A 25,746-nucleotide genomic window follows, 5' to 3' on the forward strand; every position below is an offset into this window, starting at 1 on the left:
TAAATACATATTCAAGAATTAATTAAGACAATAAAAAACCCTTCTATATCCTAACAATATAGGAGGGTTTTTAATAAACGCCAGATAAAAACAACTTTACGCTAATAGCTTAATAACCTATCACTACCGCATCTACAATCAATACTACTGCGGATCTAACAATTCAATCCAGTGCTTCACTGGTACTGATGATTTGGTGCTTAAGTGCAGCTGGCAACCAATATTGGCGGTCACAATTTGTTCTGGATTATCAATCGTTAAGTCCGCTAACTTATTGGTCAGTAATTGCTGGCTCATCTCTGGTTGGAGTATCGAGTAGGTTCCTGCAGAGCCGCAGCATAAATGGCCATCCTTGGTACGGGTCAGATCGATACCGGCTTGCTGCAGAATTTGTTCAACTAGGCCACCCAATTGCTGAGCATGTTGCAAGGAACACGGACAGTGTACAGCTGTTTTGCGACCTAATCCTTGCAACTCTAGCTGACTTAAATCTTCTTTAAACAATACCTCACTAAGATCTTTAGCCAGTTCACTAACTCTTTGTGCTTTAGCTGCATAAGCAGGATCTTGGCTTAACTTTTCGCCATAATCTTTAACCATCGAGCCACAGCCAGAGGCACTAATGACGATGGCTTCTACTCCCGTCTCAATATAGGGCCACCAAGCATCGATATTACGGCGCATAAATGCCAGCCCTTCTTCATGGGCAGAAAGATGATAACTCACAGCGCCGCAGCATCCAGCTTCAGGTGCGGTGAACAAGCCAATGCCTAATTTATCGAGCACCCGGGCCGCTACAATATTAGTGTTGGGGGTAGCCGAAGGTTGAGCGCATCCTGCAAGTACCAACATCTGGCGCGTGTGCTGTTGCGCTGGTAAAGAGAGCTTAACCTGTCTGGCAGGTACTTTGGTCTTCAGACTACTAGGCAACAGTGGCCGCCCTAACTGCCCTAACCTTAACAAAGCCCCGAAGCGACGTGAGTAGGGCAAAACCTTACGTATCAACCAACGCAAAAGCTTTTGCTGAAAGGGTCGTTCCAGCTGATCCTCCATGATGCCACGGCCTATTTCGGCTAAGCGTCCATACTTTACACCAGAAGGGCAGGTGGTCTCACAACTACGACAAGTCAAACAACGGTCTAAGTGAGTCTGCGATTTTTCGCTAATATCACCGGTTTCTAGTAGCTGCTTAATCAAATAGATACGTCCGCGTGGACCATCCCGTTCATCGCCCAACTCTTGATAAGTGGGACAAGTCGCGTTACAAAATCCACAGTGTACGCAGCTGCGCAAAATAGAGTCGGCTTCCTGAATTTCTGGATGATCAATATACTTCACATTAATTTTTGTACGCATAACGTCCTCTTATTACATCCAGCTATTATGTTCAGCTATTACATCCAGCGATAGAGACGACCGGGATTAAAAATTCCGCTCGGATCAAAAGCTTGCTTAAGTCGTTGGTGGAGTTGACGCAGCGCCTTGGGCTGAGTGTGAAAAACGTCTTGTAGTCGATCGCCACCACGATAAAGGCTTACTTGACCACCCGCGCGCTCAGCCAGTGCTTCTAATTCATCAGCTGCAAAATCACCGCGTAGCCAACGCTGGCTTCCCCCCCAATCAAGCAGCCAATCCTCCTCTGGCAAAAAATGCCCGGCATTACTATTGACTGAAAACCGCCATAAGGGGGCGTCTTGGCCAGAAAAGTAATCCAATTGCTGTTCACGTAACTGTGTCCATAGATTATTTCCATCTTCTAGCAGTGTGCCTTGCCACTGGCTAACGGTACTGTCTACTGCACTACGAGCGCCTTCCAGACGCAAGTAGAGATGATTATCAAACCAACAAGCTGCAGTTAGGGGTTTGGCTTGACCCGCCAAACGATTCATCTCTGTAATGGCTTGCGCCGCATTCATTTTTTGCTTGAGTGTCATGGTGGCGGCAGGCTTGGGCATCACTTTTAGACTGACCTCGCTAATGACACCTAAGGTACCCATCGCGCCAGCTTGCAGTCGTGAGACATCATATCCCGCCACATTTTTCATCACTTGACCACCAAAGCGTAGCTCTTCTGCGCGCCCGTTGATCAAGCGAATACCGAGGACATGATCTCTTACCGAGCCATTCCACGGTCGGCCTGGTCCCGATAAATGACAAGCCAAAGTGCCGCCTAAAGTAGCTCGTCCGTTAAATAGCGGTGGCTCAAACGCCAGTCTTTGATTGTGCTCGGCCAAAGCAGCGCTGATCTCGACTAACGGTGTACCTGCTCGAGCGGTAAGCACCAGCTCAATCGGCTCATAACTGACAATACCGCTGTGCTCAGCAAGACTAAGGGGTTCACCCTCAGACTGTCGACCCATGAAATGCTTACTACCACCACCAACTATTCGTAATTTTGTACCATCGGTGCTGGCCTGTTTAACCCGTTCGATCAGCTCATGACTGATATCTTTCATGCATGCTCTCCCTGCTGCGTTGACTCGCTCCTACCTATATCGCCTTTGCCTATATCGAGTGCACGATATTCCTGACAATTTTTCAGCACAGGAATTCCTTTACCTGGATTAAGGGTGCCAGCAGGATCAAAGGCATGCTTAATGGCGTGAAACTGGCGTAACTCCTGTTTGTTAAACTGCACACTCATTTGCCGAATTTTTTCTATGCCTACGCCATGTTCCCCAGTGATACAGCCGCCCACTTCCACGCATAGCTCTAAGATGCGACCACCAAACTCTTCGGTTTTTTCAAAATCGCCAGGCACATTGGCATCGAATAATATTAACGGATGTAAATTGCCATCGCCTGCATGAAACACGTTTGCCACTCGTAAACCGTAGTGTTCTGAGAGCTTTTCCATTTCAGTCAGTACATGAGCAAGTTGGCTACGAGGAATGGTGCCATCCATGCAATAGTAATCGGCGGATATCCGACCTACGGCCGGAAATGCTGACTTACGGCCTTTCCATAATAATGCGCGTTCCGCCTCGCTCTGAGATACTCGAGTTGAGGTGGCGCCCAGCTGAATAAAAAGTTGCTCGACTTCTGCAATTTGTTCTTTAACCTCAGCTTCACTACCATCTAGTTCACATAGAAGCAGCGCCTTAGCATCGACAGGATAACCGGCATGAACAAAAGCCTCCGCAGCTATGATAGCCAGGCTGTCCATCATCTCGAGTCCAGCCGGAATAATGCCTTTGGCAATCACGTCACCTACCGCGTCGCCTGCCGTCTGTACATTATCAAAAGCTGCCATGATCACCTGTGCCTTTTCAGGGCTAGGTAACAGCTTGACCGTCACCTCAGTAACTATGCCCAACAATCCCTCAGAACCAGTAATTAAGGCCATTAAATCGAAGCCGTTACTGTCTAGACCTTCACTACCTATACTAATCAGGTCCCCTTCAACGGTAACCATTTCTACTTTCAGTAAGTTATGTACGGTTAGTCCATATTTGAGACAGTGCACGCCGCCGGAGTTTTCCGCGACATTACCGCCTATCGTACAAGCAATCTGCGAGGAGGGGTCCGGACCATAATACAAGCCATATATGCTAGCTGCTTCACTAATGGCTAAGTTACGGACGCCTGGTTGCAAGCGAGCGCTACGCGCTAGCGGGTTGATTTCAAGAATATGTTTAAAACGAGACAACACCAGTAATACGCCATCCGGGTTGGGCATGGCACCCGCACAAAGACCAGTGCCAGCTCCACGCGCCACCACAGGAATCTGATAGCGGTGACAGAGTCGCATTACTTCCTGCACCTGCTCGACCGTATCTGGTAACACCACTATCAATGGCATATCAGAATATACAGATAAGCCATCACACTCGTAAGGTCTCTGGGTTTCCTCATCACTGATCACATACTCAGGCTCAATAAATGCACGAAACATATGCACTAATGTGGCTTTATCGGGTCTTTCGCTTTGGTTCATACTGATGCTTTCCCTAGCTAACTGGGTTGACAATGATCTTCTCGTTATTGCATAGATAACAAGAAGAGCATCGTTAATAAAAAATAATGACCTCTTTGATAGATGGAGTCCTACCGATATCAACTGACAATCAACTGAAAATATAGTGCCTTTAGACGCCAGTGCAATAATTTTACAGGGTTGCTACCTATCCGGTTGCGCCAAACCCATCTATCAACAACAGACTACCCTAATAACCCACCACCGCTGCATCCACAATACGCGGGTCTGATGAGCCGTATATGCCAGTTGGCGTAATCATAATCGATTGTGTTGAGCCCATCGCTTCTTGCGGGCTAATGGTATGTCCCATCGACTCTAGCTTCTTGATAGTATCAACATTCAACGCCTTTTCGATACGAATTTCATCAGGTAGCCATTGGTCATGAATACGTGGCGCATGAGTGGCTTCAGCGATATTCATATCATGGTCGATGACGTTAGAGATGACTTGGGTGACCGTAGTAATAATACGGCTACCTCCAGGGCTGCCAGTGACGATATAGGGTTTGCTGTCTTTAAATACCAGTGTGGGGCTCATAGATGACAAGGGACGCTTATCTGCTTCAACGGCATTGGCCTCGCCACCAAGTAGGCCATAGCCATTAGGCACACCAGGCTTAGCAGAGAAATCATCCATTTCATTATTTAATAAAATCCCCGTACCTTCAGCGACCAATCCCGTGCCATAAGAGAAGTTCAGAGTATAAGTGTTGGCGACCGCATTGCCCTCTTTATCGACAATAGAGAAATGCGTGGTTTGGTCACTCTCATACGGTAGCGGGTTATTGGCTTTAACCGTCGCTGCAGGTGTGGCTTTATTTGGGTTAATTAAGTTGCGCAGCTTGTCCGCATAAGGACGCGCAGTTAGACCTTTTACCGGCACATCAACGAAATCTGCATCACCTAAGTATTCTGCGCGATCAGCATAGGCCAGCTGCATCGCTTCCGCCATTAAGTGAATGGTCTGAGCGCTATTTTGCCCATAGTCTTTTAATGGATAGCCTTCTAAGATATTTAAAATCTGCACGATATGAATACCACCAGAGGATGGAGGTGGCATAGACACAATCTCATAACCACGATAATTACCCTTCACTGGCTCGCGAGCGATGGCTTTATAATTGGCTAAGTCTTGTAAGCTCATATTGCCGCCAGCTTCATTAACGGCTTTGACCAGCTTACGGGCAGTTTCGCCCTTGTAAAATCCATCTGTGCCTTGCGCGGCAATTAATTTAAGGGATTGCGCAAGTTCCGGTTGCTTTAAGCGCTCACCGGGTTGATAGGCGCTGCCATCAGGTTTAAAGAATATCTTTTTGGTACTTGGCCACTTTTGCATGCGCTCACTTAGCGCTTCTAACGACTCGGTCAAGCCAGCGGTAACTTCAATACCATTTTCTGCCAATGAAATCGCTGGTGCCATGACCTTTCCACGACTCATCGTACCATGATCTTCTAATGCTTTTAGTAGTCCTGCCACTGTGCCCGGCACGCCAATAGCTAAGCCATGATAACGTGATAAATCACTGACTGCATTGCCCTCTTTATCAAGGTACATATCACGCGAGGCGCTACTCGGTGCTTTTTCACGATAATCGAGCGCCACCGTTTTACCTTGTTTGGCATCATAAATCATCATAAAGCCGCCGCCACCAATATTGCCAGCGCGTGGTAGGGTCACTGCCAGTGCAAAACCAACAGCGACCGAGGCATCAACGGCATTACCGCCTTGCTTCAGAATCTGCAAACCAATATCAGAGGCGATGGCCTCTTGAGTGGCGACCATACCGTTCTTTGCCCATAGCGGATGTTCAATAGCGTCCTCAGAGTAAATAGCCTGATCGGCTTTAGCTGTGGTCGTGGCTGTAGTCGAGCCAGGCGCTTTTTTCAAACTGTTAGGCGCAGCAAGTGTGACGCGCTGGGTTTCCGACAATACTGTCGGCGCGTTAGTCATAACAGCTAGGTTTATGGCACTGGTATTTATCGAGCTGTTATTTATGGTAATGGTTTGCTCAGCAGCGTGAGTAGTGACAGATAATAAAAGTGTACTACCGATAAGTAATATAGCGGCTTTGGCTGTCGCTTTATTATGATGAGGATCCTGTTGAGGTTTCGAGATTAGTTTTTGCATCGCAAAGTCCTTTTTACGAGAGGGAAAATAGTCAAACGTAGATAAATACGAAGACAGCTAAATAGTAACGAAAATAAGTGTCAGTGCAAAGCTCTTTATCGACTTTTATCCTTTATTATTAGTAACGAGACAGTAATATGCTGGCAAGTAGAAGCCTATTCGGTGAAGATTTCTTAGTAACTTTAAAGAGTTTGTGGTAATAAAAATGATATTACCGTCTATAATATAAGTACCTTATCAGTAGAAAAATCTGATGATAGGCATGCTAATAAGTCCGTTATGATCCGCTTTGATATTTCTGCTAGCACATTCATATAGCTCGGCTATAGATTTAATATCGTAGGCTCTAAAAATCATCATTCTATCTCTTATGTTTTTGTACCTGAAGTTTTATCTTTTCTAGTGTTTAAACGTCAGCGCAACTCTTTTTAACTACTGGCGCTTTGCATTATATTGCTTAATATTAACGAATTAACGGATAGTGCAGCAAAAAAGCGCATCGATTAAGAGGCGCTTTTTTATTTTAAATATAGGGTTTTAGATAAAAGTCAGTCTAACTCATCTATTCACATACCTTGCTGTTGGTGCTTACCACGCGCCTTGCGATTTTCTAAATGCTGACGACCTTTCGCCTGCCTTTCTGATTTTAATTGCGCCATTTTTTGGCGTTGCTCAGCGGTCAGTACTTGTGAAATAGCATGTTGAGTTTGTATTTGGCTAATAATGCGTTGTTTGGTTTGTGCCGCTTGCTGATCAGCCAAATGGTTTACAGCGTTAGTATCTAAGGTTGTACTGTCAGTTAATATTTGCATCTGTTGCTGCATTTGTGCACGGCCAGCTTTATAGCTCTCTTTGTTATTTTTGCGTGCATCACCTTTACTTTGCATAATGGCTTTGATTTGAGCTTGTTGCGTGGCAGTCAAATTCAGCTGTAAAAATGGACCTTTAGCGCCGCCTTTATGCTGCTGTTGCATGCTACTGCTATTAGTTGCCGTCGTATCAGTCGAGGCACCTACACTGGTACAAGCCGTTACTGCAAATAAGCTAGAAGCTGCTAGTACTGAACCCATTAATAACTTTTTCATAATGATATCCTTCATTGGTTGTCAATTTATTATCTTAAAAAACGACTTATAACAAAGCTGATTTTGAGCGACGACAACACCAGCCCCGCTCTCAATAAAGCCATGATAGGTTAAATAGACGTTACGAACATTTATGAAACATTAAGAAAGGTAACGTTTGTAGCGTATTAGCGAGCATTTGCCTGATAATATAAACAATAATAATGTCATTAAAAATTAAAGGATCTGTTATGCCAAATATATTACTTGGTGATGATGATGAGGAACTGACCCAGTTATTACAAGAATACTTGAATAATCACGGCGTCAACTGCGACTGTGTGCATGATGGAGAGGCGGTCATTCAACGTCTCAAAGCATCGAGTTATGATGTTGTTGCTTATGATCTATTGGTACTCGATATTATGATGCCAAAAATCGACGGGTTAAGTGTGCTGCGCCAATTACCGAATATCAGCGATATCCCTGTTATTATGTTGACTGCAAAGGGCGAGGAGATTGACCGTATCATTGGGCTAGAGCTTGGCGCTGATGATTATATTACCAAACCCTGTAACCCGCGCGAGCTGCTGGCGCGTATCAATGCAGTGATTAAACGTACCACCGCGGCTGTCTCAGAGCATACGCCGTTACCAGCGAGTCGCTTGCATCTTGATCAAGCCCAACGGCGGTGTCAGATAGATGAGGTGGAATTACAAGTCACTGGTACAGAATTTGATTTATTGGTGGCGCTATTAAGACAAAAAGGCGAGGTGGTTAGTAAAGCATGGTTGTCGCAACATGTTTTGCAGCGTGAATTGCAGCCCTTTGACCGCAGTCTTGATGTGCACGTCTCTCGACTTAGAAAAAAACTCCAACCTTTTCATGATGAGCCAATCAAGGCCATTCGTGGCAAAGGCTATCAGTTAGTACTGTAATGGCTGACACTACTAAGATGACTGAATCATCGATAAAAAAACCACGATTTAAAGCGCACCTAACCTTATTCTGGCGACTGTTTCTAAGTTTGCTATTTATGATTCTTATTACCTCTACTTTAGCTATTGTGGTAGAGCGCTGGCTTAATGAGCAAGAGCTGGCGACGCGTATGGACACCCAAATCGAGAAATTATTGGCCAAGCGTGAATTGTTGGCGACAGCCTTGCAACTAGGTGACATGACTGCCGTCAAGAAAATGTATGAAGACGACCGACGCCTAATGAATCAGATCAGGATATACGATGAGCAAGGCGCCATAATTTTCCCCCGATATCGTGACCGTAAGGGACAGCGAGAGCGACGCCAATCAATAGATGATAAAACACCAGCGTTGCCTGATAATGACCGTATGTCCAGCAACAAAGCGTCTAATAATAATGAGCTTAGTAATTTTACGCGTTCCAATAACAGCGGTTTTAATAAAGAGGATGCAAGTAACAAAAGGTTTACCCTTAATAATATTCTACAGCCAATACCACTACATAAAGCCATTGCTGATACGAATAGCCGCTCCGAGTTGGCTGATATAATAGTAGCGTTACCAGATGAACAAACGGTCATCATCCAGTTGCGCCCGCACTTGCTGTTTAAAGATGTATTAGAGCTCCAGCGCAGTAATTTTACCTTACGCTTGGGGCTAATTATTCTCTTTAGTGTTTTGGTCTGTTTTTGGCTCAGTCGTACTATGACCCAGCGTATTCGCTATGTGCAACATACCGTACATCGCATGATTGATGGCGACTATCAAGCCAGTCCTAATTTATCAAAATTGGGTAGAGATGAGCTAGGATTACTGGCGAAAGATGTGGCACAGTTATCGACGCGTTTGGCTGACAGTGAGCTGGCACGCAAGCAAATGCTTAGTGATATCTCTCACGAATTGCGCTCACCCCTTGCGCGTCTTGATGTGGCGACTGAGCTAACTCGAGATTTCGCTCCCCATGCCAGTCGTTATCTTGACCGCATCGACAAAGAGTCTGTGCGCATGAATGAGCTGATAGAACAAATCATTCGTATTCAATCATTACAAATGCAGCAGTACACTATTAATAGCTCAGAAAGTGAAGCGGTAGATGTTGCTGAAATTATTAGTGAGATTGGGCAAGATGTTTGTTTTGAGTTTCAACATAAACATGTGCACTGGCAGTGGCAGTCTTCTGAAACTTCTTGGACCGTAGTTGGCAATCAAGAGCAGCTGCATAGCGCGCTTGAAAATGTCATTCGTAATGCATTTATGCATACGCCACCAAACTCAATCGTTACCGCTGCGGTAATGAAGGTACAGATAGACAAAGACATAGAAGGTATTCAAATTAGCATCAGTGATGAGGGCGGCGGCGTAGCAGATAAAGATTTAGAGCGTATATTCCAACCCTTTGTCCGACTTGACTCCGCGCGCCATCGGCAAACGGGGGGTTACGGTTTAGGCTTAGCAATTGTCCATGCGATAGTAATGGCTCATAAGGGTAAGCTTACTGTATATAATCGGCAGGATGGTATCCAAGGTTTGGTGGTACAAATTGTGTTGCCAGTTTCATTTTAGAAGAACATGGTGTGTTATTTTAATTGGTATATGACAGGAGGTTGATCCAGCATGATTTGGTTAAAAATGCTTATTGGCGCACTGATGGTATTGGTGATTCAATTATTTGCTCAAACTCGATTTTTTTATTTGGCAGCGCTCGCGCCACTTTTCCCAACATTCACTTTAATCAGCCATTTTTTGGTGGGTACGCAGCGTAGTATTGCAGATTTCAAAGTAGCGCTGATATTTAGTATGCTTGGCGTCATACCGCATCTTATCTACACGCTTGTGGTATTTTTTAGCTTTAGCCATATTGGCTTGTATAAGGCATTATTATTAGGCGTAGTAGGATGGTTAGTGGCCGCTGCCATTCTGGTGTTGGCATGGCAGCACTACCAGATCTAATTCAAGCAGGTCTAATTCAAGTTTATAGCGCGTCATAATAGCCGAACCCATAACCAATGGTCATTTGGCTGTCATTATTATTATAAAACAATAGGGCTTAAAAAAAGATGGATACCTTAAATATCCTGTATTTAGTAGGGGCATTATTAATATTTGCCAGTATCATGGCAAGTACATTATCGGCTCGTTTGGGCGTACCTTTACTGCTGTTGTTTTTAGTGGTGGGGATGTTGGCAGGTGAAGATGGTATTTTAGGTATTCAATTTTCACAATACGGTATTGCTAACTTTATTGGGCAGGCAGCGTTAGCCTGTATTTTGCTAGATGGTGGTTTAAGAACGTCTTTCCAGTCTTTTCGAGTCGGTCTTAAGCCTGCGGTAGTTTTAGCGACTTGGGGTGTATTGGCCACTGTCTTGGTACTCGGAGTCTTTGTTACTTGGTTAATGGATGTGGATTGGCGAGTTGGGCTGCTGATGGCGGCTATTGTCGGTTCGACTGATGCGGCGGCAGTTTTTTCTTTACTGCGTAATGGTGGCGTCAAGCTTAACGATCGCGTGCAGGCCACCCTTGAGTTAGAGTCTGGCGCAAACGACCCATTAGCCATCCTGTTAGTCACTGGCTTGATTGCGCTTAATGTAGATCCCACAGGGCAAACCATATTTGGTTTCTTAGGATTGTTATTACAACAACTTGGCTTTGGATTAGGTATTGGTCTGCTGGCAGGTTTCTTACTATCCAAGCTGTTACCAAAGGTACATTTGGCAGAAGGTATGTATGCCATTTTAATTATGTCAGCGGGCTTGTCTGTATTTGCAGCCACCAATTTAATCGGCGGTAGTGGATTTTTGGCAGTATATCTAACTGGAGTGATTATTGGCAACAATAAGGTGCGCTCAACCGAGCATGTGTTGCGAGTGATGGACAGCTTTGCATGGTTATCACAAGCAGTGCTTTTCGTGGTACTCGGCTTGCTAGTCACTCCCTCCAACGTCATAAACGTTTGGTATTATTCGGTCGCGATTGCGGCTTTTATGATTTTGGTCGCCCGGCCTATTGCGGTCTATACCAGTGTCAAACCTTTTAAATTCAAAGATCGAGAGATTGGCTTTATTTCGTGGGTCGGCTTGCGTGGAGCGGTGCCCATTACTCTGGCGATTCTCCCTGTTATGGCATCAGTAGATGGCGCTTTTATGTTATTCGATGTTGCATTTGGGGTGGTGGTTTTATCTTTAGTCTTACAAGGAACCACCATACCTATCATGGCAAATTTGTTTAAAGTGCGTATTCCTGCCAATGATGAGCCTAAAGAAGAGCATGAAGTTTGGGTGTCAGATAAAGCGAGTATTACCTTATATGAATTTGAAGTAAAGGCTGGCGCATTTGCGACTGGTAGGCATCCAAAAAGTATCTCTAGTCGTATTAGTCCTGATGAGATTGATGTCTTTGCTTTAGTACGCCGACAACAGCTAATAGTCGTTGATGAAAATACCCAGTTAAAATTTGGCGACAATGTTTGGTATGCAATGCGAGGCAATCACGCCAGTCAAATTGCCCAAATTTTTAATGATACCAAACTAGATCGTAGAGCCATAGAAGATTTCTATGGCGATTGGCTGTTATCACCCAGCGTTAAGCTGGGAGATTTACCATTTTTTACGGACGCAATACAAGCGGAATCTCTGGTAACCCAGCCTAAGCCTCAAGCTAATAACAGGTCAATAAACATGTGGCAACAAACTGTGGCTGAATATGTAATTGCCAGCTTAAATATGGCTCCAGTTTCAGGTGATACCGTAACAATTAATGATGAATGGTCTTTAGTCATTAAAGAGGTTGATAGCAAAGGTACGCTAAGAACGATTGGTTTAAAATATCGAAAACACTGATAGCATTCAAAAAACAGCTCGCTACTGTTTATAAACTAGCCTAGTCGCACTTAATACAAAACCAGGCTATTCTCAAAATTATGCAACTACTATTGTAAATACGGCTATAGTGAATCAATCTCTATCTGACTTGTGGTCTTAAGCGCTCTTAACCGTCATCTAAGTTCACCCTTTTTACCTTAGACAAGCGTTCTAAATTCGACTAACTACAGCTCTAGATCAAAAGCGCTTACAGCATAACTTGTGCAATCATAGCCGATCCTAAGAAAGTACCCGTAAAGGTAAGTATGGCAACCACTGCAATTTTAAATCCGGACTTTTTAAATAAATTCACTTCCATCTGCGAGATTGCAAATCCTGCATAAGCAAGCACAGGGGTAATTAGTTGTAAGACCCCCAGCTTTTCTGTTTCTACTAAGACGTATTCGCTCATTGGGAATTGTGGCAAGGATATTAAAATAGCCACAATTGATATCCAAGCAATAGCAGGAACATTAACAGGGATAACTTGTTTTAATAGGATTCCAACGATACAACAAGCAAATAGAATCAACATAGCAGGTAGAGCAGAAATTGGATTAACGTCTTGTCCTACCCAGTTACTCAATAGCAGTACGACACATATAACTGCTAGTAGAGCAACAGACTGCCATACCGACAGAATGGATTGCTCTTGTATACCTGCGCTAAAATTTGTTTGTGTGGCAGCACTATCACCATTATTCTTTTTAAATTTGCTGGTAACTTTATATAAAAACTCTGTAAATGGCAGCGCAACAAATAAACTGACGAACAGTCCGGTAGCGTAAGTTAATAGGTTAGAGGTTGCAGCAAACGCAGTAATGGTTTCCGCTTGAGCAGGCACAGTTTCTGCGAGCGCTGCCGAACAGGCACCCATCATACTACCACTACCGATACCGCAAGCCATTGCCAGCGCACGAATATCCATGATGTCCATAGAGGCAATGATACCAGCCATTAATGAGAAATAAATCGCTCCGAATAATGTGCCCATCACATAGACACCCATGACACCAATACCTTCGGCACTCTGAAGTCCATATTTATCAGCGATTAAAGCAATGTTGGGTTCACGAGCGATCGAGTGAGTGGCCCCGATAGCTTCTCGTCCCATACCAAATACCAATACCGCAACGGGCAAGGCAATTAGGGCAGTGGCCACGTTACCTAATTCTTGTAATAACAGTGCTGGACCTGCGGCGATTATTTCTTCAACTTTAGGACCGACACCCACACCGAATTTAGCAATAAAAGGCATGATACTTAAAAGAACAGCATAGCTGGCAAATTTTGCTCGATCTTTGGAGATGACCGCTTTCATTGAAGGGATAACGTTGGGGTTTAACAAGATTGCAAAAATAAATGCGTATAGTAAAGGCAATAATATTAGGGTACCAATACCAATAGGAATTTTAATGATGCCTATCCACTCTGCAATTAGTGACACGACAATCACGAGTAAATGTAGCTTCCAATCAAATAAGTGCTTAGTCATGGTACTAGACAGCACACTGGTATTATTCATAACAATTCCTTTTGTATGTTGATATTACCGTACACTTTAACCCCTTGGTTTACTAACGACTTTTTGGTAGCTCAGACTCCGTTAAAGAAACCCACACCTTAATACCGGTCTCAATGGCATCATCGTTAAAGTCATAGGACGCGTTATGCAAGGGTTTAGAAGGGGTATTGCCGTCAACACCCAACCAAAAATAAGCGCCTTTGACCACTTGACTCATGAATGAAAAGTCCTCAGAAGCCATTGAGGGCTCTACATCAGTCTTTACCTTATCAGCGCCCAGTACTTTGATAGCAGCTTCTTTAATTTCGATATAGGCTTGACTGTCATTAGTGGTTACTGGATAGCGTATATGGTAATCAATTTCACCTGTGACCCCATATAAAGGCGGTAACGTTATTACCATCTCTGTGAGCATATCCTGCATGGATTGGCGTACGTCCATATCAAAGCTACGAACCGTGCCTTTTAGAATCGCATAATCAGGAATGACATTGGTGGTATCGCCGCTATTCATCTGCGTCACGCTAATGACACCTGATTTGAGTGGAGATATTCGGCGAGAGATGATGGACTGAATGTTCGTAATCAATGCCGCTCCTGCTGCAATGGGATCAGCCCCTAAATGTGGCATAGCTGCATGCGTGCCTTTACCCGTTAAAGTAATCTCAAAAGTATCAAAAGACGCCATCATAGGGCCATTATTGACGGCAATTTCTCCTACAGGTAGTCCTGGCCAGTTGTGCAGTCCATAAACCGCATCCATAGGAAATTTTTCAAACAAACCATCGTCAATCATTGCCTTTGCGCCGCCTAACACCTCTTCAGCAGGTTGAAAGATAAAATGAACCGTTCCACTAAAGTTTTTATGTTGGCTTAGATGTTTTGCTGTGCCTAGTAGGACTGAAGTGTGACCATCATGACCACAGGCGTGCATACAATTTTCATGGGTGGATTTGTATTTGACATCGCTTTGCTCTTTTATGGGTAACGCATCAATATCAGATCGTAGCCCAATAGTAGGGCCTGAGCCGTTCTTAAGCGTCCCGACAACCCCAGTACCGCCCAATCCTTGATGCACTTCAATCCCAAAAGATTGTAGCTTGTCGACAATAAATGATGCGGTTTTAAACTCTTTAAAACCGAGTTCAGGCTGGCTATGAATTTGTTTGCGCCACTGTTTGACTTCATCTAATAGTGCTTCGTTAATTAACATTTATTTTCTCCTTTGAAGATATTTAGGACATCTTTGGTATTTATAATCAGGATTCATAAACAACCACTCTACTATAGCTAAAACGGTTGTAGATAAGGCAAGAAATGTTAGTAAGGTTGTTTCCTTGCTTATTTTTCTAACGCAGTTGTCCGTTTTTTAGTTTAGCGAGTAGGTAATACCGACTATTTATACCATTATGACGACTCACCTCTTTTAGTATATTTCGTGCTCGTAACGCTTAATCAAGAGTGTGAAATATCAAACCTATCTTGATATTATTATCATTTTCTAGCTAACGATAGCAGGAATATAGACATCGATGAGAAAAGCAATATAGACCCAACTGCCATTGGTTTGGATAAAGATAAAGACAATCGCTTATGGCAGGTTAGAAGGTCTGATATAAACGTTACGTTTATAAAAGTGAATGGTTTGTTGTTGGTTATCAACGAGGCGGTGTATTTGGTTTTGCGGCGCGGCGCCAAATTGCTTGATGAGATGCCTGTATAAATAGGTATTAGCTGTACTTATAATGCCTATTACTTTATATCGTTTGACTGTGTCTATCCATCAACATATATTGAACTGATACAAATACTATGAGTAGTATTTAAATTTTTAGTAAAATAATATCGCTAAATATTACTTTATTATTAGTATTTTTAATATTTAATCTTGTTATTTTCGAACTATTATCATGGTTTTGGTTGGTAGTTAGCGCTTATATTGACAAGAAAAAATGGAATTTTTAGAAACAAGGGAATGTACAGAATGAAAATATATAGCCATGAAAAGCAAAAGCTTCATCACCCACAGAGTTACTTTTCTCGGGGACAAATGCGCCAACCGCAAGAAAAACCTGAGCGCTTGACAGAGTTATTAAAAGCGCCAGAGGCGTTAGGCCTAGAAGTAACGACTGCTAAAGACATAGGAATCGAGCCTATTTTAGCGGTACATGATTTTGGCTATGTCGACTTTTTAAAGCATGGTTATGAAGAATGGATGGCCGTAGATGAGGATATGGGAGAGGAAGTTCAAACGACCATTTATATGCCGCATAACAATGCTGGCCTTGGTATTTTGGCAAAAGCTGCTAAATATCAGGCGGATGGCAGTGCGCCAATTGGCAAGCATTCATGGACATCTATCTACTGGTCTGCTCAAACGGCGCTCAATGCCGCTGATTCGTTGTTAAACGAAGAGACGAATCAAAATAAGTTGCAAATATGTCTCACAAGACCCGCAGGCCACCATGCACGTAAAAGTGCAGCAGGTGGCTTTTGTTATTTAAATAATGCCGCCATTATTGCTGAGCATTTACGTCAAAAATTCCAAAAAATTGCCATTATAGATACTGATATGCATCATGGTCAGGGTATTCAAGAAATATTCTACGACCGCAAGGATGTGCTGTATACCTCTGTACATGGCAGTCCTATCAATTTTTATCCAGTGGTCGCAGGCCATGAACATGAGAAAGGCGAAGGCGAAGGTTATGGCTATAACATTAACTTTCCGATGCCGCACGATACCGATGAAGCCGGTTTTTTCCATCATGTTGACAAAGCAATCAAAACTATAAAGTTATTTAATCCAGATGTCATTGTCCATGTCTTAGGATTTGATGTTTATAAAGACGATCCGCAGGCCAAATGTCACGTTAGTACCGAAGGGTTTAAAACCTTAGCACAAAAACTTAAAGCACTAGATAAGCCCGTTATTGTTTTAGTTGAAGGCGGCTACTGTATAGAAAAGCTCAATGAAAATTTACAAGCCTTTTTATCTGGGTTTATTTCAGAAGAAAAATAATAACGACCAAATAGCAATTGATGTTAAACCATTACCTGCATAAAGGATTTATTAAGGTAATTACTTGGTCAACTGATAACAACAGGGATGTTTAATATGAGTACTTCCATTCTAAAAGCGATCAGCTATGCCGGTGTCTATAGCTATACCGGTGTCTACATTAAAGCGATCACTATTGCAGAATATGCAACAATCTAGAGGGAAGTGAAGTATGTATAATTCAAGTGAAAGTTTAATTTTAGGTTCGTTAGTTGTTATATATTTCTTATTTTTATTTGGTGTATCGTTTTATATCAACAAAACAAGTATTAAAACATATGATGATTATAACGTTGCAGGAAGGTCTGTATCGATATTCCCTCTTATTTTAACCTTTGTAGGAACTGCGGTTGGTGGTGCGACGTTATTAGGATTTATGCAGAACGGCTTTTTATATGGCATGGGTCAGCAATGGTTAAACCTTTCGATTTTAATTTCGGGTCTGCTGATGCTTGGACTCTTTCTTAGTAGAATTCGTACGCTTGGCGAAAAGTATAAAATGGTAACGATTGCAGATTTTACTGTTTTGAGGTTTGGTGAGGGTGCTAGGATTCCAACCGTGGTCAGTGTTTTAGTTGCTAACTGCGCGTTGACAGGAATGCAGTTTGCAGCCATCGCCACTGTACTTAATCTAACAATGGGACTAAATATTACCACTGGTATCTTAATCAGTTGGGTACTGCTCACGTTAAAGACCTATTACGGTGGAATGAAGTCAGTAATTTGGCAAGATGCTTTTCATGGAACGATACAGACAATCGGTATTTTTGTCTTATTTGTAGCCGTAATTTTGGCTTCTGGTGGCTTGCAAGAGGTATCTAAACAAGCAGCACTTGCCAATCAAAGTGAATTTTTAAGTATTCTCGGTATTTCACCTTCTGAAGTGTTCGTTTATTTATTAACCATTGGGGCTTATCAGTTCGTTAGACAAGACTTATGGCAGAGGTTTTGGGCTGCTGGGAGCGCTAAAATAGCTAGAAATGGGTACTGGATTTCAATTATTTTAACCTTTATAACTGGCTTCTTTATTATTTCAACGGGTGTTATGGGCCGTTTCGGCTTGAACATCGGAGAAATTGATTCCAGCCTAACTTATTATAAAATAATTGGAGATGTATTTAGTTTTCCAATGGTTGTAGTGATGATTATTGCCCTACTTGCAACGGTAATATCAACAGCTGACTCTTTCTGTATGGCTGGTGCCTCTTCAATTATAAACGATATCATTAAACCAAGACTACAAGAGACACCCGATCTCGATAGCCGCTTGTTAAAGTATAGTCGTCTTTCAGTTGTCCTGGTTTCAATCTTTTCTTTACTACTAGCACTATATATCCCGCAATTAGTCAGTTTATGGGTGACAGGTGCAGCTATGTTAGTGTCAAGTTTATTAGCACCAGTCATTGCTGGCTTGTTCTGGAAAAAAGCGACTCGCTTAGGTGGAACAGTGGCAATGTGGGTCGGTTTAATTGTGGCAGTAACTTGGCAGGTACTTGGACATCCATTTGGTTGGCATCCGATATTTATAGGTCTTCCAATTTCAACTCTATTGGTCATTTTCGTGTCATTAGCGACCAATGACTCAAGTCATAAAATTTAAGTATTTTAATTAGACTTGTCTAAGTTTTGATTAACGACAGGTGTATGTGACGACAATTAAATCAGCACATTCAAAAGAAAAAAATAATAACGACCAATCAGCAATTAATGTTAAACCGTTACCTACATAAAGGATTTATTAAGGTAATTGCTTGGTCAACTGACAACAACAGGGATGTTTAATATGAGTACTTCCATTCTAAAAGCGATCAGCTATGCCGGTGTCTATGTCGGCGCGGTCATTGGTGCAGGATATGCAAGTGGGCAAGAGGTGCTGCAGTTCTTTGCAAGCTATGGCTTTATTGGTATGTTGGGTGCCGTTATCACTATGATCATGTTGGCATGGTACGGTACCGTATTTATGGAATTGGGTCATCAACTTAAGACCAACAGTCACCGAGTCGTTCTGAATTATCTGTGTGGTAAAAAAGTAGGGTTTTTCGCCGACTATATTCTGTTGTTCTTTATGTTTGGCGTCATTAGTATCATGTTTTCAGGTGGCGGTGCTGCTATTCATCAGTACTGGGGTCTGCCGCCAGTTGCCGGCAAAATTATCATTGCCGTCATGACATTATCAACTGTGATCTTTGGCTTTACCTCCTCTGTTAGAGCGTTAGGGATCATCTCTCCATTAATGATTTTGGCAGTAATTGTCATCTCTGTCATTACTTTCACCACTTACTCTGATCAATTGGCAACCGTAGATGCCAGCCTCCAAACCCTTCAACCTGATACAGCCACCCCATTTTGGTGGACGTCAGCGATCGTTTATGTCTCATATAATGTCATTCCAGGGGTATCTACTTTCGCTTCTATTGGTAATAAAGAGCCGAACTTAAAAATAGTAAGAATGGCTGGTGTTATCGGCGGGATGACTTTAGGTATTTGTTTGCTATTTATTATCATGGCGCTCTTAGCAAACCTTGAAAACGTCATGAGTTATGAGATTCCGTTTTTAGAGATAGCGCGTGGTATTGGTCCAACTACCGGATTTTTATTTAGTATAGTACTCGTGGTTGCGGTATTCACAACGGCTGTATCTAATTTATATGGTTTTTGCATCCGCTTTTATGATTCTGATACGGAAACGTCAAAGTTTCGCATATTGACCGTTGTTGTTGTGGTGCTATCTTTACTTGCCTCACTCTTCCCATTCAGTACCTTAGTAGGCACCTTATATCCCGCTTTAGGTATTCTAGGAATGTATGTTCTGATTTGCGCTTTGTACAAGACTTTTAAAGGTCAGATATTTATGGCTGAACGACCAAAGTTATAATGAAAAGTAAAATGGAAACAAAGGGGTATGGTATGCGATATGAAGTGATTGTTATTGGTGCCGGCATGGTAGGGACGTCCATTGCTTGGCATCTCCAAAAACATAACTCTCAGGTTTTATTATTAGATAGAAAGTCACCAGGGTCAGAGACCTCATATGGTAATGCCGGGTTGATACAGCGGGAAGCCATTCATGTGCATCCTTTTCCTAGACATTTTACTGAGCTGGTAAGAGTGTTACCGAATCAGAATACTGATATTCGCTATCGTTGGCCTGCCGTCCTACGTCATCACCGAGCACTACTACAGTATTGGCAGTTTTCTGCGCCATCTTCTGTCCAAAAAATAGAAGAAGAGTGGGAGACTCTGATTGAGCATTGTACCAGTGAGCATCAAGAGATGATTACGGCTGCTGGTGCAGAAAACTTAATCAGACGTGTTGGTTGGATTGAGATGCACCGAACTGAAGATAAGTTTAAAGTCGCTATCGCAGCAGCGATAAATATGCGTGAACAAGGAATTGAGCACAAAGTTCTTTCCATTGATGAACTAAAAGTACTTGAGCCTAACGGTAATTTCGATGGCTTTATTGGTGCTATCCATTGGTCCAACTCTTGGCAAGTCTCAAATCCCGGTGCATTGGTAAAAGCTTATGCCAAAAGCTTCCAAGAAATGCAAGGGTCAATAGCTGAGTGTAATGTCAAACAAATCCTACCTGATGGTGATGGTTGGCAGGTGATAACTGATGATGCTACTTTCTATAGCGATCACTTAGTGGTTGCTGCCGGGCCTTGGTCAAATCAGCTGATAAAACCTCTAGGTTATGATTTGCCACTATTTCCGATGCGTGGTTATCATCAACACTTTGACATCACACCTCAAAACACCATCAATCATAGCTTGGTCGATATGGATAAAGGGTTTGTCATGGGGCCAATGCAACAAGGTATTCGCATTACTACCGGCGCTGAAATGACATTAATGAATGCGGCAAAAGACTTTGGACAATTAAATGCTGTATTGCATTTCGCCAAAACAATTTTGCCATTGAATAACAAGGTAGAGTCAGAGGCATGGTGTGGGTCTAGACCCTGTATGCCTGATATGAAGCCTGTGATCGGCGCAGCCAATAAGCATGATAATTTATGGTTTGCTTTTGGACATGGTCATCAAGGATTCACCTTAGGACCGATTACCGGGCGTATCGTCGAAGAGCTGATACATAACAAACCTTTGACGGTTAACGTCGATCCCTTTAATGCTCAGCGGTTTTTAATAGCTTAATCTTTGTTTTCATTAATATGAGGTTCCTATGCCTACATCTAAGTCTGATCATTTAACGCATAGTGCAAGTAATAGCGATGTGCAGAAAATTTTTAGTTGGCGTACCCTTGGTCCTGGTATTTTATTAGCATCAGCAGCTATTGGCGGCTCGCATTTAATATCCTCTACGCAAGCTGGCGCAACTTATGGTTGGCAGCTTGCAGGACTTATAATAATAACCAATTTATTAAAGTATCCATTTTTTCGTTTTGGTACTGATTATGTCTATGGTACTGGTGAGTCTTTAATCGCTGGTTACTATAAGAAATCAAAAGTTTATTTGGGTGTTTATCTATTTTTGTCTATGTTTGCATCGGTAGTAGGTACAGGCGCCGTTGCCTTACTTTGCGCTGCTATCTTAGGGTTTATGCTACCTGCCAGCCTTGAGCTATCGACTATTACATTGTCTGTTATCGTCATGGGTATCTCTTGGGTATTTTTAGTCGCAGGACATTACAAACTACTTGATAGCGTTAATAAGTGGATTATCATTGCTTTGACACTAGGGTCTCTTGTCGCTGTCATTATGGCTGCAGGTAAACCTACGGTTATGACAGCAGATTTTGTAGTAACGTCACCTTGGAATTTAGCGACTTTAGGCTTTCTTGTTGCTTTGATGGGATGGATGCCTGCACCAATGGAGTTCTCAGCCATCAATTCGATGTGGATATCTGCAAAAATTAAGGCTGAAAACACCACGCATCGTCAAGGTTTGATTGATTTTAATGTGGGCTATGCTGTCTCTACTATTTTAGCACTAGTATTTTTAGCGCTAGGGGTGTTTGTTCAATATGGCTCTGGTCAGGAGATTCAAACCGCAGGAAGTGATTACGTTGGTCAGCTGATCAATATGTACACAGCTACTATTGGTGAATGGTCAAGATTCCTCGTCGCTTTCGTGGCTTTTATGTGTATGTTCGGTACCACGCTCACCAGCGCCGATGGAACGGCGCGCGCCAATTCTGAATGTTTGCGACTTTTTAAAGGTAATGCAGAGATTACCAATAAACAAATATTTTTTTGGACAACCTACGCCATTGTTGGCGGCTTAATCATCATTATCTTCTTTACAGGTCAACTTGGCTCAATGCTCAAGTTTGCCATGATAGCCGCTTTCATCGCGGCACCCATTGTAGGCGGACTAAACTATGTATTGATTAAAGATCATAAAAAATTATCTACTGCAATGAACGTATGGGCAATAACAGGACTAATATTTTTGACAGGTATCGCTTTACTTTTTATCGCCAATTTATTGGGACTTTTCACACTCTTATAAAACGGCAAATAAGTAGTAAGTTTGTGAATTCTAGATAATTAATGCTCAGCGATTTTAAACACTTAATAAAGTAAGCTAATAATATATGTTTTAACCCTATACATTTTAATGAACTAAGGATAAACCCCAATGCAAAAAATTAATAGTAATCAACGTATGAGCCAAATCGTAATCCATAACCAAACTGTCTATTTATCGGGTCAAGTCGGGGCTATCGACGAAGATGTGGCGGCTCAAACATTGACCTGTCTGAATAAAATCGAAAAGCTACTAGAGGACGTGGGTAGTGATAAATCAAAAATACTCTCGGCAACCGTATGGCTAAAAAGTATGGCAGATTTTGAAGCGATGAATACCGTATGGGACCAATGGTTCGACGACACATTGCCGCCTGCTCGCGCGTGTGGAGAGTCGGCTTTAGCACACCCTGATTTATTGGTAGAAATCACTATAATCGCTGCTGAGTAAAGTCGCTGTTGAGTAAAAGATTAATCATACTGGTAACCAGTCAGAACTCGAATTAAGAAAATAATAGTTAAGGGGATAATAATGAATAATACAATCCATGGTGGTCAAGCGATCGTAGACAGTTTGCAATTACATGGGGTCAGCCGCGCCTATGTCGTCCCAGGTGAGAGCTATTTATCAGTATTAGATGGACTCTACAATGCTGATATTCAAACAGTGGTATGTCGCCATGAAGCCGCCTGTACTTATATGGCAGATGCGCATGGGAAATTTACCGGTCAGCCGGGTATTGCTATGGTGACGCGTGGACCGGGCGCTGCGCAAGCCTATACCGGTATCCATACCGCTTGGCAAGATGGTGTACCACTCATATTATTCGTCGGATTAATCCCTGTAGCAGATAGAAATCGTGAGTCTTTCCAAGAGTTTGACCCCAATCAATGGTTTTCTAGTCAATGTAAACAGGTACTGATATTAGATGAAGTTTCAAGAGCGTCCGAAATTGTAGCAAAGGCTTTTCATGCCGCTTTAGAAGGAAGACCTGGCCCTGTGGTAGTGGGATTACCTGAAGATATTATTCAGCAAGAGTTTCATGGACAAATGCATCCGGTGATACCTGTGTCCCAAGGTTGTGTTGCTGATGATCAGCTCAATATCATACTTGATGCACTATCAAACGCTGCCAAGCCGTTGATTTTTGCTGGGGGACAAAACTGGACACCTGAAGCATCTAGGCAGTTGACACAGTTTGCCGAGGACAATCACATACCGGTGATTCATGATTGGCGAGCTTCCGACAGAGTTGCCTTTGATTCGCCTGCGCATGCTGGTTATTTGGGTTATGGGCGCTCAGATGAGTGTGCAGCATTAATCGAAACCGCTGACGTGCTGCTAACGATGGGAACCGTATTAGGGGATGTCGCGAGTGATGGCTATAAGTTACGTCAGTCTTTTGATAAGCCCAATTATATTGTCAATTTAGATACCAGTTTGCGCGGGCATAGTGGCTCAGTTACTGAACATATTATCGCCAGCCCCATTAGCTTTAGTAAAGCGCTAAGCAAAGTGTCGCTATTAACAAGCTCAGAGTCTCGCGCGTCTTGGTTCAATTATTGTCATGAGCAACAAAGAAAAGATTGTGCTTTTCCAGAAAAGGAAACAGCTATTGAAAGCACTGATCAACCTTATGCCAGTATGACCCAAGTTATTAAAGCAATTACTGAGCAATTACCGACAGATGCCGTATATAGTTTTGGTGCGGGCAATCATTGTTTATGGGCACAGCGTTATCTGCCTACGCACACCTTCCCAAGTCAGCTTAGTACCAGAAATGGGGCGATGGGCTATAGTTTGCCAGCAGGTATCGTTGCCGCCTTAGAGTCGCCCGAACGGCTATCCGTTGTCGTCACAGGTGATGGCGAATTTATGATGAATGAAGCGGAGCTATCGACATCATTACGTTATAACGCGCCTGTTTTAATCATCTTAATGGACAATCAGCAGTTCGGCACTATTCGCCAGCATCAAGAAGCCCATTACCCTAATAGAGTATCGGGTACTCAGCTACAAAACCCTGATTTTGCGGCGCTTGCCAATGCTTTTGGCGCACACGGCATACGAATCGCTAATAATAAAGATATTAAAATGAGTATCAATGAAGCGATGCAGGTAGTTACCAAAGAGCGTAGAACAGTATTGTTACATGTGATGACTGATCCTGAGCAGCTTATGCCTTAGGCCGCTAATACCAGTTAATGCTACTAGCAGTTAATAATATAAGTCACTCATCACATCATTCATAATAAGGAAGTATTATGACCCACTATCAAGTAACGAACCCAGCGACTGGCGAGATAGAAGAGCAATATGAAAACCATTCTGACCAGGAAGTCCACGATTTCATAACCGAGTCGCATGATGCTTATCAAGTATGGCGTAAAATCGATGTTAAAACGCGCGCACAGATCTTAAATAAGATTGCTGACCTGTATGATGAGCAACGCGAAACGCTGGCTAAGATTATGGCATGCGAGATGGGAAAGCCTGTTGCGCAAGGTGAGGGAGAGCTTGAGTTAGTCAGCGAAATATTTCGTTATTATGCCAAGTATGGTGAGCAATTTTTAGAGACCGCAGAATTACCCAACACTCAAAACGCTGTGGTAAAAAAAGAATCTATCGGCGTGTTACTGGGTATCATGCCGTGGAACTATCCTCACTACCAGGTAGCGCGTTTTATTGCTCCGAATCTGATGTTAGGCAATGCGATTATACTGAAGCATGCGCCTTCATGTCCTAAATCTGCGACCGCTATCGTCTCCATATTGGCGCAAGCAGGCTTACCTAAAGGCGTCTATAACAATATTTTTGTGACCAATGACCAAGTTAAAACAATCATTAATGACAAACGTATTCAAGGGGTTTCCTTAACAGGATCAGAGCGAGCAGGGGCGGCTGTTGCTCAAGTAGCCGGTGCCGCGTTGAAAAAAGTAGTGCTTGAATTGGGCGGCTCAGATCCATTTATAGTTCTGGCCGATGCAGATATTGATCAAGCAGTAGAATGTGCATTTATCGGTAGGTTTGGCAATGCAGGACAAGCTTGTAATGCGGCAAAACGTATTATTCTACAAGCAGCTATTTATGACGAGTTTGTAGAAAAATTAACTCATAGAGTTGAGGCGTTGGAGCCGACAAATCCATTAGATAAAGACACTTTTTTAGGGCCATTATCTTCCAATCAAGCTTTAGAGACCATCCAAGCGCAATATGATAATGCGGTAAAGCAGGGCGCGACCGTATTAGTGGCTGGTGGACAAATATCAAAGTCTGGAGCATGGTTCAAACCCAGTCTATTAGCCGATATCACACCAGATATGCAAGCGTACCATGATGAGTTATTTGGACCTGTCGCCGTCGTATATAAGGCGGCAGACGTAGAAGACGCTATCAGGCTTGCTAATGATACCTCGTTCGGCCTAGGAGCATGTATTCATACACAGAATTTGGCACGCGGGCAAGTGGTGGCCGAACAGTTAGAAGTTGGTATGGTTGCGTTCAATCAAGCCCCAGGAACAGCAGCTGAACACCCATTTGGCGGTGTCAAACGATCAGGTTTTGGACGCGAGCTTGGCCCTTATGGTATGAGTGAGTTTGTAAACTTTAAGTTATATAGTAAATAAAGATTTATAGAGACCCGCTATCCCTAACTATAT

General features: G+C 42.8%; 19 protein-coding genes. 12 read left to right on the forward strand and 7 right to left on the reverse strand.

The annotated features are described in order from the left end of the window. Positions 1–144 precede the first annotated feature (144 nt). The 5 genes from glcF to AAEY88_RS01395 all read right to left on the reverse strand — a co-directional run bounded on the left by glcF (position 145) and on the right by AAEY88_RS01395 (position 7,192). Positions 145–1,356, reverse strand: a complete 1,212-nt coding sequence (gene glcF / locus AAEY88_RS01375) for a glycolate oxidase subunit GlcF (RefSeq protein WP_350557960.1) — start codon at positions 1,354–1,356, stop codon at positions 145–147. Between the two features lie 38 nt (positions 1,357–1,394). Further along, complete coding sequence (glcE, locus tag AAEY88_RS01380; protein ID WP_350557963.1) at positions 1,395–2,456, reverse strand: glycolate oxidase subunit GlcE; 1,062 nt, start codon at positions 2,454–2,456, stop codon at positions 1,395–1,397. Then, a complete protein-coding gene (locus tag AAEY88_RS01385) occupies positions 2,453–3,937 on the reverse strand; it encodes an FAD-linked oxidase C-terminal domain-containing protein (RefSeq protein ID WP_350557966.1) in 1,485 nt (494 codons plus the stop codon). Before AAEY88_RS01385 ends, glcE begins: the two co-directional genes overlap by 4 nt. A 229-nt stretch (positions 3,938–4,166) precedes the next feature. Further along, positions 4,167–6,107 carry a gamma-glutamyltransferase gene (ggt, locus tag AAEY88_RS01390; protein ID WP_350557969.1) on the reverse strand — a complete coding sequence of 647 codons (1,941 nt, stop codon included), beginning with the start codon at positions 6,105–6,107 and terminating at the stop codon, positions 4,167–4,169. Positions 6,108–6,673: 566 nt separating this feature from the next. Continuing rightward, positions 6,674–7,192, reverse strand: a complete 519-nt coding sequence (locus tag AAEY88_RS01395; protein WP_350557972.1) for a Spy/CpxP family protein refolding chaperone — start codon at positions 7,190–7,192, stop codon at positions 6,674–6,676. A 230-nt stretch (positions 7,193–7,422) separates the two neighbouring features. On the opposite strand from AAEY88_RS01395, the gene AAEY88_RS01400 reads away from it, so the two are divergent. From AAEY88_RS01400 to AAEY88_RS01415, 4 genes are all read left to right on the forward strand, one after another. Then, positions 7,423–8,109 carry a response regulator transcription factor gene (locus AAEY88_RS01400; RefSeq protein WP_350557975.1) on the forward strand — a complete coding sequence of 229 codons (687 nt, stop codon included), beginning with the start codon at positions 7,423–7,425 and terminating at the stop codon, positions 8,107–8,109. A 98-nt stretch (positions 8,110–8,207) separates the two neighbouring features. After that, positions 8,208–9,713, forward strand: coding sequence for an ATP-binding protein (locus tag AAEY88_RS01405; RefSeq protein ID WP_350557978.1), 1,506 nt, complete (start codon positions 8,208–8,210; stop codon positions 9,711–9,713). 51 nt (positions 9,714–9,764) lie between these two features. Then, complete coding sequence (locus AAEY88_RS01410) at positions 9,765–10,100, forward strand: GlpM family protein (protein ID WP_350557981.1); 336 nt, start codon at positions 9,765–9,767, stop codon at positions 10,098–10,100. Between the two features lie 107 nt (positions 10,101–10,207). Further along, entirely contained in the window at positions 10,208–11,986 is a 1,779-nt protein-coding gene (locus AAEY88_RS01415; protein WP_350557984.1) for a potassium/proton antiporter, read from the forward strand. Positions 11,987–12,215: 229 nt separating this feature from the next. Here the strand turns inward: AAEY88_RS01415 and AAEY88_RS01420 are convergent, their stop codons facing one another. Together AAEY88_RS01420 and AAEY88_RS01425 are read right to left on the reverse strand one after the other, a co-directional pair. Then, positions 12,216–13,532: a DUF3100 domain-containing protein gene (locus AAEY88_RS01420; RefSeq protein ID WP_350557987.1), complete on the reverse strand. Its 1,317-nt coding sequence runs from the start codon at positions 13,530–13,532 to the stop codon at positions 12,216–12,218. Between the two features lie 52 nt (positions 13,533–13,584). Then, positions 13,585–14,745, reverse strand: a complete 1,161-nt coding sequence (locus AAEY88_RS01425) for a M20 aminoacylase family protein (protein ID WP_350557990.1) — start codon at positions 14,743–14,745, stop codon at positions 13,585–13,587. 771 nt (positions 14,746–15,516) lie between these two features. On the opposite strand from AAEY88_RS01425, the gene AAEY88_RS01430 reads away from it, so the two are divergent. The 8 genes from AAEY88_RS01430 (at position 15,517) to AAEY88_RS01465 (ending at position 25,713) form a co-directional block, all read left to right on the forward strand. Then, positions 15,517–16,554 carry a histone deacetylase family protein gene (locus AAEY88_RS01430; RefSeq protein WP_350557993.1) on the forward strand — a complete coding sequence of 346 codons (1,038 nt, stop codon included), beginning with the start codon at positions 15,517–15,519 and terminating at the stop codon, positions 16,552–16,554. Positions 16,555–16,765: 211 nt separating this feature from the next. Continuing rightward, positions 16,766–18,193 (forward strand): sodium:solute symporter family protein, encoded by a 1,428-nt coding sequence (locus AAEY88_RS01435; RefSeq protein WP_350557996.1) that lies wholly within the window; start codon positions 16,766–16,768, stop codon positions 18,191–18,193. Positions 18,194–18,376: 183 nt separating this feature from the next. After that, complete coding sequence (locus tag AAEY88_RS01440) at positions 18,377–19,468, forward strand: beta-carotene 15,15'-monooxygenase (protein ID WP_350557999.1); 1,092 nt, start codon at positions 18,377–18,379, stop codon at positions 19,466–19,468. Between the two features lie 32 nt (positions 19,469–19,500). Then, positions 19,501–20,751: an FAD-dependent oxidoreductase gene (locus AAEY88_RS01445; protein ID WP_350558002.1), complete on the forward strand. Its 1,251-nt coding sequence runs from the start codon at positions 19,501–19,503 to the stop codon at positions 20,749–20,751. Positions 20,752–20,779: 28 nt separating this feature from the next. Further along, positions 20,780–22,069, forward strand: coding sequence for a divalent metal cation transporter (locus AAEY88_RS01450; protein WP_350558005.1), 1,290 nt, complete (start codon positions 20,780–20,782; stop codon positions 22,067–22,069). A gap of 129 nt (positions 22,070–22,198) precedes the next feature. Next, complete coding sequence (locus tag AAEY88_RS01455) at positions 22,199–22,537, forward strand: RidA family protein (RefSeq protein WP_350558008.1); 339 nt, start codon at positions 22,199–22,201, stop codon at positions 22,535–22,537. 81 nt (positions 22,538–22,618) lie between these two features. Further along, positions 22,619–24,274 (forward strand): thiamine pyrophosphate-dependent enzyme, encoded by a 1,656-nt coding sequence (locus tag AAEY88_RS01460; RefSeq protein WP_350558010.1) that lies wholly within the window; start codon positions 22,619–22,621, stop codon positions 24,272–24,274. A 77-nt stretch (positions 24,275–24,351) separates the two neighbouring features. Next, complete coding sequence (locus AAEY88_RS01465; RefSeq protein ID WP_350558013.1) at positions 24,352–25,713, forward strand: NAD-dependent succinate-semialdehyde dehydrogenase; 1,362 nt, start codon at positions 24,352–24,354, stop codon at positions 25,711–25,713. Positions 25,714–25,746 lie beyond the last annotated feature (33 nt).

The organism is Psychrobacter sp. CAL346-MNA-CIBAN-0220 (assembly GCF_040309805.1).
Taxonomy (GTDB): Bacteria; Pseudomonadota; Gammaproteobacteria; order Pseudomonadales; family Moraxellaceae; genus Psychrobacter.

Excerpts from the sequence above, each read along its gene's own strand:
- glcF (WP_350557960.1), bottom strand. The coding sequence starts at position 1,356 with ATGCGTACAAAAATTAATGTGAAGTATATTGATCATCCAGAAATTCAG.
- glcE (WP_350557963.1), bottom strand. The coding sequence starts at position 2,456 with ATGAAAGATATCAGTCATGAGCTGATCGAACGGGTTAAACAGGCCAGC.
- AAEY88_RS01385 (WP_350557966.1), bottom strand. The coding sequence starts at position 3,937 with ATGAACCAAAGCGAAAGACCCGATAAAGCCACATTAGTGCATATGTTT.
- ggt (WP_350557969.1), bottom strand. The coding sequence starts at position 6,107 with ATGCAAAAACTAATCTCGAAACCTCAACAGGATCCTCATCATAATAAA.
- AAEY88_RS01395 (WP_350557972.1), bottom strand. The coding sequence starts at position 7,192 with ATGAAAAAGTTATTAATGGGTTCAGTACTAGCAGCTTCTAGCTTATTT.
- AAEY88_RS01400 (WP_350557975.1), top strand. The coding sequence starts at position 7,423 with ATGCCAAATATATTACTTGGTGATGATGATGAGGAACTGACCCAGTTA.
- AAEY88_RS01405 (WP_350557978.1), top strand. The coding sequence starts at position 8,208 with ATGATTCTTATTACCTCTACTTTAGCTATTGTGGTAGAGCGCTGGCTT.
- AAEY88_RS01410 (WP_350557981.1), top strand. The coding sequence starts at position 9,765 with ATGATTTGGTTAAAAATGCTTATTGGCGCACTGATGGTATTGGTGATT.
- AAEY88_RS01415 (WP_350557984.1), top strand. The coding sequence starts at position 10,208 with ATGGATACCTTAAATATCCTGTATTTAGTAGGGGCATTATTAATATTT.
- AAEY88_RS01420 (WP_350557987.1), bottom strand. The coding sequence starts at position 13,532 with ATGAATAATACCAGTGTGCTGTCTAGTACCATGACTAAGCACTTATTT.
- AAEY88_RS01425 (WP_350557990.1), bottom strand. The coding sequence starts at position 14,745 with ATGTTAATTAACGAAGCACTATTAGATGAAGTCAAACAGTGGCGCAAA.
- AAEY88_RS01430 (WP_350557993.1), top strand. The coding sequence starts at position 15,517 with ATGAAAATATATAGCCATGAAAAGCAAAAGCTTCATCACCCACAGAGT.
- AAEY88_RS01435 (WP_350557996.1), top strand. The coding sequence starts at position 16,766 with ATGTATAATTCAAGTGAAAGTTTAATTTTAGGTTCGTTAGTTGTTATA.
- AAEY88_RS01440 (WP_350557999.1), top strand. The coding sequence starts at position 18,377 with ATGAGTACTTCCATTCTAAAAGCGATCAGCTATGCCGGTGTCTATGTC.
- AAEY88_RS01445 (WP_350558002.1), top strand. The coding sequence starts at position 19,501 with ATGCGATATGAAGTGATTGTTATTGGTGCCGGCATGGTAGGGACGTCC.
- AAEY88_RS01450 (WP_350558005.1), top strand. The coding sequence starts at position 20,780 with ATGCCTACATCTAAGTCTGATCATTTAACGCATAGTGCAAGTAATAGC.
- AAEY88_RS01455 (WP_350558008.1), top strand. The coding sequence starts at position 22,199 with ATGCAAAAAATTAATAGTAATCAACGTATGAGCCAAATCGTAATCCAT.
- AAEY88_RS01460 (WP_350558010.1), top strand. The coding sequence starts at position 22,619 with ATGAATAATACAATCCATGGTGGTCAAGCGATCGTAGACAGTTTGCAA.
- AAEY88_RS01465 (WP_350558013.1), top strand. The coding sequence starts at position 24,352 with ATGACCCACTATCAAGTAACGAACCCAGCGACTGGCGAGATAGAAGAG.